General features: G+C 38.5%; 9 protein-coding genes. 8 read left to right on the top strand and 1 reads right to left on the bottom strand.

All coding sequences use genetic code 11. From position 1 onward, the window contains the following. Window positions 1-21 precede the first annotated feature (21 nt). Together PTUN_RS14320 and PTUN_RS14315 are read left to right on the top strand one after the other, a co-directional pair. Window positions 22-1,263 carry a glutamate-5-semialdehyde dehydrogenase gene (locus tag PTUN_RS14320; protein WP_009837654.1) on the top strand — a complete coding sequence of 414 codons (1,242 nt, stop codon included), beginning with the start codon at window positions 22-24 and terminating at the stop codon, window positions 1,261-1,263. A 309-nt stretch (window positions 1,264-1,572) separates the two neighbouring features. Then, window positions 1,573-3,561: an LTA synthase family protein gene (locus PTUN_RS14315; RefSeq protein WP_009837653.1), complete on the top strand. Its 1,989-nt coding sequence runs from the start codon at window positions 1,573-1,575 to the stop codon at window positions 3,559-3,561. A gap of 134 nt (window positions 3,562-3,695) precedes the next feature. On the opposite strand, the gene PTUN_RS14310 is transcribed toward PTUN_RS14315, so the two are convergent. Continuing rightward, complete coding sequence (locus PTUN_RS14310) at window positions 3,696-4,469, bottom strand: SDR family oxidoreductase (RefSeq protein WP_009837652.1); 774 nt, start codon at window positions 4,467-4,469, stop codon at window positions 3,696-3,698. Between the two features lie 128 nt (window positions 4,470-4,597). Between PTUN_RS14310 and PTUN_RS14305 the strand changes: the two genes are divergently transcribed. The 6 genes from PTUN_RS14305 to PTUN_RS14280 all read left to right on the top strand — a co-directional run bounded on the left by PTUN_RS14305 (window position 4,598) and on the right by PTUN_RS14280 (window position 12,470). Then, window positions 4,598-5,512, top strand: coding sequence for a LysR family transcriptional regulator (locus PTUN_RS14305; protein ID WP_009837651.1), 915 nt, complete (start codon window positions 4,598-4,600; stop codon window positions 5,510-5,512). Between the two features lie 187 nt (window positions 5,513-5,699). Continuing rightward, window positions 5,700-6,059 carry a glutathione S-transferase N-terminal domain-containing protein gene (locus tag PTUN_RS14300; protein ID WP_009837650.1) on the top strand — a complete coding sequence of 120 codons (360 nt, stop codon included), beginning with the start codon at window positions 5,700-5,702 and terminating at the stop codon, window positions 6,057-6,059. Between the two features lie 182 nt (window positions 6,060-6,241). Then, window positions 6,242-8,227, top strand: a complete 1,986-nt coding sequence (locus PTUN_RS14295; RefSeq protein WP_009837649.1) for a methyl-accepting chemotaxis protein — start codon at window positions 6,242-6,244, stop codon at window positions 8,225-8,227. Window positions 8,228-8,508: 281 nt separating this feature from the next. Beyond that, window positions 8,509-9,612 carry a hypothetical protein gene (locus PTUN_RS14290; RefSeq protein ID WP_009837648.1) on the top strand — a complete coding sequence of 368 codons (1,104 nt, stop codon included), beginning with the start codon at window positions 8,509-8,511 and terminating at the stop codon, window positions 9,610-9,612. A gap of 497 nt (window positions 9,613-10,109) precedes the next feature. After that, window positions 10,110-11,594: a glutamate--tRNA ligase gene (gltX, locus tag PTUN_RS14285; protein ID WP_009837647.1), complete on the top strand. Its 1,485-nt coding sequence runs from the start codon at window positions 10,110-10,112 to the stop codon at window positions 11,592-11,594. Window positions 11,595-11,771: 177 nt separating this feature from the next. Beyond that, entirely contained in the window at window positions 11,772-12,470 is a 699-nt protein-coding gene (locus tag PTUN_RS14280; RefSeq protein WP_009837646.1) for a DUF3581 family protein, read from the top strand. Window positions 12,471-12,542: the final 72 nt, after the last annotated feature.

Here is a 12,542-nt window from a genome sequence, read left to right as displayed (position 1 = left end):
TGACGAAATACAGGAATAATTATGCTAGAACAACTTGCTCAAGATGCACAAATTGCGAGTTATCAATTGGCTACACTTTCAAGTCGTAGTAAAAATCAGGCTTTAAAAGCCATTATTAATCAGTTGGTACAGCATCAAAGCGCTATTTTGGCGGCTAATCAATTAGATATTGCAGCGGGTAAAGAAGCAGGCTTAACCGATGCGCTACTCGACCGTTTATTGTTAACCGCAGAGCGATTGGCGGGAATGTGCCAAGATATAGAACAATTAATCGCGCTCAGTGATCCGATTGGTGAAGAATACCAAGGTAAACAATTAGAAAGCGGTTTATTTTTAAAAAAACGCACAGTACCACTTGGTGTAATTGGTGTTATTTATGAAGCGCGACCTAATGTCACCATAGATATTGCTTGTTTAGCCTTAAAAACTGGCAATGCAGCCATTTTAAGGGGTGGAAAAGAAACCCTAAACTCCAATATTTTATTAGTTAAGCTTATTCAAACAGCATTGGTAGAGGTGGGAATTAATGCTCAAGCGGTGCAATTAATCGCAGATCCCGATCGCGCCTTGATTTACCAATTGCTTAAACTCGATAAATACATTGATATGATCATTCCCCGAGGTGGGCAAACCTTACAGCAAGTATGTGTTGAGCACAGTACCATTCCCGTGATTACCGGAGGGATTGGTATTTGTCATTTGTTTGTTGATGAGTCGGCCGATGTTGAAAAAGCGATTGCGGTTATTCGTAATGCAAAAGTGCAGCGGCCAAGCGTGTGTAATGCCCTTGATACAGTATTAATTCATCAAAGCATTGCCTATGAATTTATTAATCGTTTAGTGCCAGCACTTGCTGCAGATGGGGTTAGTTTTAGAGGTTGCCCACAGAGCGTAGCCATAAATGCAACCTGCCAAGTGGCGCAGGCTAGTGATTTTGATACCGAATGGTTAAGTTTAACCTTGGGTATAAAAGTGGTCGACGATTTAAGCAAGGCCGTGAGTCATATTCGAGCGCATTCGAGTGGTCATTCCGATGGCATTTTAACGCAAAGCCTTAAAAGTGCCGATCAATTTGTTGCCCAAGTAAACTCGGCTGCCGTGTATGTTAATGCCAGCACGCGTTTCACCGATGGTGCCCAATTTGGTTTAGGTGCAGAAGTTGCGGTCTCAACCCAAAAACTGCATGCTCGTGGCCCAATGGGACTTGACGCACTTACAACCTACAAATGGATTGGCATTGGTGATGGTTTAATTCGTAGCTAAACCGCGCTTAACCAAAGGCGTAATTGGTTTACACCTCTGGTTAAATGATGTCCGATTGATGGGTTAAATTGATTGTCGATTTAACCCATTTTTATATTTTTTGTTGCTTAAAATTGTTGTTATTGTTTATTTCTATTAGTTGTTACGCTTTATTTACATCATTTTGTTTGTTTTTGGTTAAATGTAGAAAATCGTTGGGTTATTGACTTATTCAATTACAAATTTATGACACTTTTTTACAGATTATCTGTACCTACCTAGCTACACTCTTCGCCCTGTTTTTGTACTTATATCGGAACTTAATCTGTGATGGATTACGCAGCACCGCATTCAAGTCGTTGGATGATGTTTGTTAAAGAGAGTTGGCGTATTACGCTTTTGTGGTTGGCGGGAACTTTGTTATTTATGGGTTTTCGCATTTTTTATTTATTGTATTTTCATACTCAACTTTCAGAGCTATTAAGTACACAAGCAATTATTGATGGTTTAAAAACTAGTTTTGCGTTTGATTCTGCTGCCAGTGGTATTTTTTTTGTTATTCCTTTTCTTGCCAATTGTGCGCTGCAGCCAATTCGGTTACAGCGTTATGTGGCACAAATTAGAAAAATAACTGCTTATGTGTTTTTTAGTTGTTCAATTTTACTTTGCGTGATCAGCATCACGTATATTTCAGAGTATGGCCGTCAATTTAATTATTTTATGTTTGAAGGCTTGTACGACGATAAACTTGCAATCGCAAAGACCGCCATCATGCAATATAAACCTTGGGGAAGTATCTTAACCCTAGTGATATTGTTGTTTATGAGTCACCGCTTATACCGTGTAATAGAGCGCCATCCGCTTCGTTTGCTTGATAAGCTCTTCACTCAACGCATCGGTTATCGTATTGTTTTAGTATTTTTAATTGTAGTACTGGCAACCTGTGCGGTTAGAGGCTCGTTTGAATCTCGCCCTGTCATGCGCAAGTGGTCAAGTGTGACACCCGATCCCTTTTTTAATGATTTAATCATCAATCCATTTCGTAGTCTTATATATGCGCTAAAGGATTATTACGCATTACAAAGTGATGGCGTATCGGGTCAAAACCCTTATCAGGTTGATGCCCAATTATTAGCCGAACCATTTAATTTTTTAGAAAAAACCGCGACAGGGCCTTATATTGCAAAACCTTCGCAAGTATTTTTAATTGTGATGGAAAGTTATGACGCTTGGCCCTTGCAGCAAAAATATGCTGACTTAAATCTGAATAATGAGTTTAAACAGCTTAGTAAGCAGGGCATATATCTTGATAATGTATTGCCTGCGGCATTTAGTACCATGAACTCATTATCGAGTATTTTGTCTGGGATCCCTTATTCGGGGGTGAACATGAGTAAAGTTGCAACTACAAAAGCAACAAGCCCGCTGTCGATATTTGAACAAATGAAGGGGCTTAATTACCAAACAAACTTTTTTTATGGTGGTTTGCTTTCATGGCAAAATATTGGTCAATATGTCAAAAGCCAAGGCGCTGAAAATAGTTATTCAGCGGTGGATGCAGGTGGCATAGGCAGTGGTGGTGTATGGGGTATTGATGATGGTCAATTGTTTGACTTAGTCGCGAAAAAGGCGAAAGAAAATAGTTTTAATGTTATTTTATCAAGTAGTTATCATGGGCCATTTAATTTAGATCTGGCTCAATATGATTATCCATTTTTAACTCAATCAGATTACCCTCGTGCAATTCAGGCACTTGATGATGAACTACTTGACCCTTATGTGCTAGGGCATTTATGGTATTCAGATAAAATGCTCGGACGCTTTGTTAAGCGGATGCAAACTCAATATCCAGATGCCTTGTTTGTAGTGACAGGAGATCATTACAGTCGGCGTTATTTACATGGCAAGCCGAACTTATACGAGCTGACCCATGTACCTTTATTGCTTTATGGAAAAAATTTGCCAAGCAATCTGATTGCAACACAACAAGTTGCCAGTCATCTTGATATTGGCGCCACTTTAATGGATTTACTTGCACCACAAGGCTCTGATTATTTAAGCTTTGGACACTCACTTATTGAGTATCAAGCTGATCGTAAGGTGATAGGTTTTCAAACGTTACGTCAAGGCGATGATTTTTGGCGTGGTGATTTTAACCAGCAATATGAGTTTTATCAGGTTAATGATAAAGATAAACAACAATTGTTGACTGAGGCTCGTAACGAATCAAAATTAATAACATCTGATGCGATAAAGCAGTATGAAAATTATATGGGATTGGCCTGGCACATGTTAATTAATGGTTCGGCAAAAAAGTAAATTTGGCTTAATAATTTGGCATAAGTGGCAGTGCAAAGGCAAAGCGTGCACTGCCACTATAAACTAACTATTCGAATCATAAACTTTATAATACGCTAGTTATAATTGCTTTTATTACCCTAAATTTGAGTTAACTATTTTGTTGTATAACCGCCATTGACGAGGATCGTTTGGCCTGTCATCCACCAACCTTCAGTTACCACAAAACGAATATAAGGAACAATATCTTCAATTTCAGTTAATCCCGTTTTAGAAAATGCAGAAAGCGCTGCAGCCGTTTTATGATAAGCAATAGCATCTGCGCCTTCCTCGGAATAAAAGAAAGGAGTATCCATAGGACCTGGGCCAATAGCTGTAACCGAAATACCACGCTCGCCAAACTCTTTTGCTGCCGCACGGGTAAAATGCTCAACTGGCGCTTTCATTCCAGCATAAGCTGCATAAAAAGGAGTAAAGGCACCTAACAGCGACGTTACTATGGTACAGACTTTGCCATTTTCATTGAGATTTTTACCGGCTTCTTTTAAAAAGAAAAAAGCAGCTTTAGCATTCACCGCGCTCATCTGGTCGTATTCATCTTCGCTCACTTCTACTATGGCTTTTTTAAGTACCTTACCAACAGTATTTATGGCGATGTCAGGGTGACCAAAAGCCTTAATTGTATCTTCAAATAATCGTTTATTCGCTTCAGCTGAGGTCAAATCTGCTTGTATTGCAATTGCTTTTGTTCCTAGAGCTTCTATTTTGGCTACCGTCACTTCCGCACTCGCTTGTGTTGATGAACTGTTGTAATGCACAACGATTGCTTTTGCACCCTGCTTGGCAAAATCTTCAGCAATTAACCCCCCTAAATTTTTTGCGCCGCCAGCAATTACAACAACTTTATCTTTGATCGTATTAATTGACATTTTTACCTCGAACTATGGTGTTTGACTTCAGAGTCTCTAATATAGACGGCATTATTTGACTGATAAATAATCAATACCTGACAGCACTTAACGGGAAACTCGAACAATCGATAGTGAGACGGCGATAAATGGATAGAATTGAACAACTAAAAATATTTATACAAGTTGTAGATAGTGGCAACTTTACTAAAGCAGCTTTGGTACTTAATAAGCCACGCTCCACTGTGTCGACTGTTATCCAAGAGTTAGAGAATAAACTTGGTACATCCTTGTTCCATAGAACCACTCGAAGCATGTCACCAACAGATGATGGCTTACAATACTTTGAGTTAGCAAGAAGCCTAGTTGATCAGTTTGATGCCGCAGAAACGTTGTTTTTAAATAATCCTGTTAAAGTAAAAGGGCGAATTCGAGTCGATATCCCAAGTCGAATTGCTCGGCGCATCGTTATTCCTGCATTACCTGATTTTTTAATTCAATATCCAGATCTTGAAATAGAGTTTGGCGCCAGCGATAAATACACTGATTTAGTATCAGATGGAGTTGACTGTGTTTTACGTGTTGGCCCACTTACAGATTCAGAATTGATTTGCAAAAAACTAGGTGATTTATCTTTATGTAATTGTGCAAGTCCTAACTATTTAGTGCTCAATGGCACACCGATTGAACTTGCAGATCTGCAAAAGCATAAAGTTGTTAATTATTGCAGCTCAGTTGCGGCAAGCTCAGCGGGCTGGGAGTATTGTGTTGATGGTGAAATACGAAAAATCATAATGGGTAGTAATATTGCTGTTTATAATGCAGAAGCTTATATTGCCGCAGCACTTGCCGGATTGGGGATTATTCAAGTTCCTAGATTTGATGTTGTTGATTTGATTGAAAGTGGTGCATTAATTGAGGTTATGTCTGATTATCGCCCCTTACCGTTGCAATTATCTTTGTTGTATCCGAGTAGAAAAAACCTTACACCGCGAGTCAAAATTTTCCAAGACTGGTTATGCCAATTGGTTTCACAAAAATGCCTAAATTCTGATGAACTTTAAATAATAAAAAGAATAATTAGACATAAGAAGTTGATCAAATAGCTCGAGAATATTTACGATTAATTTTGTAAGCTCATTTTTTAACGAGATCACAGATAACAGCTTGATTCGTTGTGTGATTGAAATACTTAACTTGTCATCCTTGGCTATGGTAAAGTGCGCGCCTATTTTTGTTTAGGAGCCCATTATGAAACTTGTCCGTTGGTTGTTAGGTCGTTTAATTTTGTTATTTGATTTTCTGTTTCAGCCAAAAGCCCGAAAGCGTGCACCACACGAGCAAGAAATGGTTGACCAACAAACCAAACAATTAGCTTTGTATCAATTTAAAGCCTGCCCTTTTTGTGTCAAGGTGCGCCGTGCGATGAAGCGTCAAAACTTAACGATAGAGCTGCGTGATGCTAAAAACGTTGCAACTCATCGCGATAGCTTATTACAGCAAGGTGGCAAAGTAAAAGTACCTTGTTTAAGAATTCAAGATAATCAAGAGGTTACTTGGTTATATGAATCAAACGATATTATTGCTTACTTAAACAAACGTTTTGATTAAGTGCCTAGCAAGGCTAATAAAAACCCTGATTAAATATGATTTTAATCAGGGTTTTTTATTTATGTACTTTGGGCGTGTTAATCCTAATTTTCTAATCTATATCTTAATAAGAAAAAATAATAATTTTATAGGCTAAATCGATTATTTCGAGAGGCTTTTTTGCAATTTAAGGCGGGTATATTTTGAAACTTACAATTGGTCGAGTTTTATCTTTATCATTTAGTGCTGTATTACTCTTAATGTTTATTGCCAGTTTTGTGGTATGGCAAAAGCAGCATAGTTCAATCTTAATGGCAACAGAAGTTGCAGATGATGATGTGCCTGGGGTGGTATTATATTTACAACTGCTTGATGAAATGAGTGATATGCACAGCGCAGCGTTGGCATTCACCCTCGCCCAACCTGGAGCTAAGGCGGATTTTAATGCTAATTTTAATGAATTTAAGGACTTTCACAGTCAATTAGTACTGCTTGAATCGAGTACTTTAGAGCAGCGTCAACTATTAGCTAAAGCTTTGGCTAATATTGAGCAATATGCGCGTGCAATAGAGCAAAATATTTTTAATGTTTATTCATCTGAAAAAGAGCAAAGTGCACAAAATCTTTATAAACAAACTTATTTTGAAACTGGGATTGAGCTTAAAAAACTGCTAACAGAACAAAAAATCAAAACGCTTGATTTAGTGAGTGAAACGGCAAGCTCTGAAAATATAAGTCGGTTGCGTTTTATTCTTGAACTAGAAGATGAGACTGATGATTTGCTTACTTTTTTAGGCAAATATCTTTCGGGTATTGATAACGCTCAGCGTGATTTTTTAGAAGATTCGCAAGAATTTAAACAGTATCTCTCACAGTTAAGTACTCATTTAGAGCCAAATGTTTATCAGCAAATTGATGGTTTATCAAAAACCATTTTAAAAAATGCAGAAACTATTTTTACCACTTTAACTCCAGCTGCAAAAACTAAAGCACAGCTGGCGGTTTTTAAAGCATTTGAAGATTATTTAAAACCGATTGAGAGTTTAATTGAAGATGCATCGGCTGATGAAATTAGAGAAGCCAAACTAGGAGTGGCGAATTTAAAAGTTACGCTTAACAGTGCCACTAATACTTTATTTGTAACTACCTTTTTGGCGATTATTATCGGGATTTTTATTGCATGGAAACTAGCAAGCAGTATTACAACAAGGCTTAATGTATTAACTGGTCAAGCTGGGGCGATTGCAAAAGGGAATTTGTCTTTAACAGCTATTAATGTGACCCAAGATGATGAACTTGGTGAACTGGCAAAATCAATTAATGTGATGCAAACATCCCTTCAGCATTTAATTAGTGAAATCAGTAAGGTGTCTCGAGATGTTGCCGGTGCAAGCCAATCGCTGACTGTAGCAAGTCAGCAAATTAATGCCGGTAGCCAAGAACAAGCACTTAAATCTCATCAAATAGCTACAGCTGCAGAGGAAATGACCGCAACGGTTAATAATGTTGCAATGCAAACTCAAGAGGCTGCGGAGCAAGCCAGTGAAGCGGGGCGCGCGGCTAAAGAGGGCGGTGTGATCATGAGTAATGCAGTGCAAAGCTCAGAAAGAGTTGCAAAATTAATGTCTGAAATTGCCAATACTGTCAGCAGTTTAGGTAATCGTAGTGTTGAAATTGGTCAAGTGATTAGTGTCATCACTTCGATTGCCGAACAAACCAACTTACTTGCACTGAATGCTGCAATTGAAGCCGCGCGAGCTGGCGAGGCTGGGCGTGGTTTTGCGGTTGTGGCTGATGAAGTTCGTGGCCTTGCAGAGCGCACTGCCAAAGCAACCAAAGAAGTATCGGATTCAATTACTGCGATTCAAAAAGAAACTGAAACCGCCGTTTCGCGCATGCATCGCGGTACCGAGGCGGTATCTGAAGGTGTAGAGCACAGCAAGGCGGCCGGTGACGCGCTAGAGCAAATTGTAGGATTAGCGGCCATCGTGAATGACATGATCCAATCGATTGCAGGTGCTGCCGAGGAGCAAACCGCTGTAACAAAAGAAATCACTCACGACATTACCAGTATAAGCGACATTGCTAATGATTCAGTCAGTCAAACTGCATCAGCAGAGCAAACAGCTCTTGCACTTGGCAATAAAGTGAAACAACTTGAAGGGTTAATTGCTGAGTTTAAAATTTAACATCAGCGTTTGAGTTTTTAAATTAAAGCTATTTTTAGCAAAAACCGTTTGCAGCAATGTAAGCGGTTTTTTATTACAAAAATGTGGAGTGGTTTTGTATTTTCGAGTATTTAAAGCTTTGCGTAGGTGCAAGCCTGATTGCGAAGGCGAGCGCAGCTCGGACGCTTTTTATAGATTTAACATACCTCGAATCTAATAAGTTATGGTGAGTTTTTATCCTATTGTTTTTTTTTAGCCTATGCTAGATTAAGTTCCCATTACAATACAAGGATGAGGTAATAATGAAAGTACTTTTCGCTCTTAAGGCTACTGTTTTAGTTATGTTGTTACAGGCAGATTCTGCCTATGCAGCTTCTAAGGAATATAAAGCACAGATATGTGAAAACTGTAGTGCTAGCCAAGCATTTGAAATCGCCAAAGGATTTGAGCCTATCATTCAATGCCGTTCAGGAGCGTTTCATCCTGATGAGCAAGAGTGTTACTCGACAACAAATGAAATAGTGATATTTAATGCAAGGACTCGCACTAGCTATGGCTTTTATAATGGTCATGAAAATCAGGGATCTCCAGCTCATGAGTTAAGTAATTTCATAGTTGATATTAATAATTTACCGAGTGAAGTCGATATTATGCTTAATAATATTGTTAATAATTACAATACTTTAAATAATATTGCTAGCACACTTTTTCATGACAGCTTTATAAAAAATATAAGTAATAGCCAAGGATTGTTAGGATTAGATCGTGTATATTCTTCAGATGAGTGTAAAAGTCACCCCTCAGTACAAACTTTAAAATACATGACCGATTCTAGCAAAATTGCACATGCTCAGATCCAAGCTCAACTCGCATACGATAACAATGTAGACTTTAGAAACAGTGTTACGAGACAAGAAATAACCAGTGCAGGGTTTTCAATAGGTCTTGGACAATTTGGTGCTACTGGGAGCTGGGTTAATATAATCTCACCAAAATTAACAATCTGGAAATTTACAAATGACAGTAGTGTATTACCTAATCAGATTGGCTATAAATTGGATCTTATAGATGGCAGAATTAAAGTAGGTATTAGTGGATCTGGGACGTTATTAGATGGTGCGCCATTGGATGTCCTGAAAGATTTTGGTGGCGATGCTAGTACAATATCTAAATGTTTAGCAGATGAGTTAGATAACATTTTCCCAAAAACCATAATAGCCCCTAATGGATCTCTAGTAGGTGGTGGACCTAATGGTGCTCCTTCATTTGGAAATTCATCACTTATTTCATCTGGCACTACCACAGGTGGTATTCCAGGTGGGAGTGCTCAACAATGTATGCACCATTATTACGATCGTTTTCACCCAGGAGTGATTATGTTTAGTTTCCTTGGCTCATGTCCATAAAATAGTTTTTTATTTTAACCTTGCGTTAAAATAAATTAGTTAACCTCAATTCTGGAGAAGAGATTTAACAACACATTGAATTAAAAGTAAATTTCGAAGTTCTTTCTCTCTAGCTGAGAGTTTCAAGGCTAACAAGGTGGATTGGTGCGTCATTGCAAGTTAATCCAACACTGTTAGCGTTGAAAATAGCTGTATGAGATAGATTTATTTTCTAGTGTTGAGGTTATTTTAGAATAAAAATAGTCTATCCCTTATCTTTTTTAAAAATAGCCCTAAGTACCCTTATCACTGCCAGATTCGAGCTCCTAAAACCTAAGGCTAATCGGCAATCGACTAACAGGTTTAATTTAAATGCTGATACAGATCCTTTTTTGGTTGATGAAACCCAAATCAGGCTGCTCTCGTTTTTATATTGAATCCTAATATCACTTCGAAAATGATCTCCTTTATGCTACTCTTCGCGGCCATAACCGACTTAATTTTTAGAGATTTAACAGATGACTATTCGTACTCGTGTTGCACCATCACCAACGGGTGATCCTCATTTAGGCACCGCGTATATTGCTTTATTTAATTATTGCTTTGCCAAGCAGCAAGGTGGTGAATTTGTTTTGCGTATTGAAGATACCGATCAGGTTCGTAGCACGCGTGAATCAGAACAAGCGATTATGGATAGTTTAAAGTGGTTAGGTCTTAATTGGGATCACGGTCCAGATGTCGGTGGTGAGTTTGGCCCATACCGCCAATCTGAGCGCTCAGAGCTGTATCGTAAATATGCGCATCAATTAGTTGAAGCGGGTAAAGCATTTTATTGTTTTGCGACCAGCGAAGAATTAGACCAAATGCGTGATGAGCAAGTGGCTGCGGGTTTACGTCCAAAATACGATGGTCGCGGGTTAAAGTTATCAGCGCAAGAAGTGGCTGAAAATTTAGCCGCAGGCAAGCCATACGTTATTCGTATGAATATTCCTGAAGAAGGGACTTTTGTATTTGAAGATTACTTGCGTGGTGACATTGAAATCCCATGGGAAAATGTGGATATGCAAGTGCTGTTAAAAGCCGATGGCTTTCCAACGTACTTTTTAGCAAACGTGGTGGACGACCACCACATGGAAATTAGCCATATTTTCCGTGGTGAAGAGTGGATTAACTCTGCGCCAAAATTATTAAAGTTGTATCAAGACTTTGGTTGGACGCCGCCAGTTTTAGGCCATTTACCATTATTACGTAATCCAGATAAATCTAAATTATCAAAACGTAAAAACCCAACTTCAATTAATTATTATAAAGAAATGGGCTTTTTACCTGAGGCACTGCTTAATTATTTAGGCCGTATGGGTTGGTCAATGCCTGATGAGCGTGAAAAGTTCACCCTAGATGACATGATTGAGCATTTTGATATTAAACGTGTTTCGTTAGGCGGCCCGATTTTTGATATCGATAAACTCAATTGGTTAAACGGTTTATGGATCCGTGAAAATTTAACTGATGAGCAGTTAATTCAGCGTTTCCTTGAGTGGAAATTTAACGCTGATTTAATGGCTAAAGTGATCCCACAAGCTAAAACACGTATTAATACATTGTCTGATTTAGTTGAATTGGCAGGGCATTTTGTTGCCGGTATACCAACATACGATCCGGCATTATTAAGCGCAGGAAAAGCCGATGCTGATGTAATTCGCCAAGCGTTACAAATCTTTATTTGGGAATTGGAAGCGCTGCGCACATGGGATAAAAACGAGATATTTACCATTGCTAAAGCGGTTGCAACCCATCACGAATTAAAAATTAAAGAGTTTTTAGAGCCTATTTTTGTGGCCATTTCAGGCAAAACGTCATCTACTTCTGTGGTTGATGCGATGGAGATTTTAGGTTCTGATATGTCTCGTGCTCGTTTACGTGCGGCGCTTGGTCATTTAGGGGTCTCTAAAAAACAAGCTAAAGCATTTGAAAAAGCCTATCAGGTTTACCAAAACGCTTAATTAGCTAGTATTGAAAAAGCGACTGTGAGGTCGCTTTTTTATTGCAAAATAGCAAAAGGAATCGCTTAATTATTCACGTTTCTAGTGGGGTTAAGCATAATCACAACAGATTCGACCTCTTTTTCATCAGTTCACTGATAGAATGCGGCGGTTAAATTAATCAAGCAGTAGATGTGTATGTTAAGTAGCTTTTATAATCAAAACGACGATCGTATTTCTTTCACTCGTGAGCAAGGTAGCCGTTTTGCTAAATTGATTGCCGACGATTTTAATCCTTTGCATGATGTAGATGCGAAAAAATTCTGTGTGCCTGGCGACTTACTTTTTTCATTAATTTTGAATAAGTTTGGCATCAGTGAAAAAATGCATTTTACCTTTTCAGGAATGGTCGACGAAACGGTTGAGCTGATTTTGCCACAAGGTGCAGAGAAGTTTGATTTGACCGATGGTGATAAAGTCTATTTATCGGTTGAGCGCTCGGGCGCAACATCAACGTGTCAAACGCTGACCGACAGCTTGATTAAGAATTATGTTGAGTTCTCTGGTACTACTTTTCCACATGTAATTATTCCATTAATGGGTAAACAAGAGGTGATGATCAACCCATCACGTCCTATGGTAATTTATGAATCAATGTCGATTGATTTAAAACATCTTAATATTCAAGCGCCAGAACTTGAGTTTGCAGAACCTGTTTTTGAATGTAACGGTAAGCGTGGCAAAATTATTTTGCGTTTTAACTTATTGGAAAATGGCGAGTTGGTTGGAACTGGCGAAAAACACATGCTGGTTTCGGGTATTCGTGAATATTGCCAAAACACCGTTGATGATTTAATCGCTTTTTATAATCAACGCAAAGAAACCCTTAAACCTTAAGTTTAAGGTGGGTGAAAAAAGGTGCTGAGGCACCTTTTTTTATGGCTATTTATTGAGTAAAGGCGTGATACT

It is taken from the genome of Pseudoalteromonas tunicata, assembly GCF_002310815.1.
Taxonomy (GTDB): Bacteria; Pseudomonadota; Gammaproteobacteria; order Enterobacterales; family Alteromonadaceae; genus Pseudoalteromonas; species Pseudoalteromonas tunicata.
This window is presented reverse-complemented; position numbering and strand designations above follow the sequence as displayed.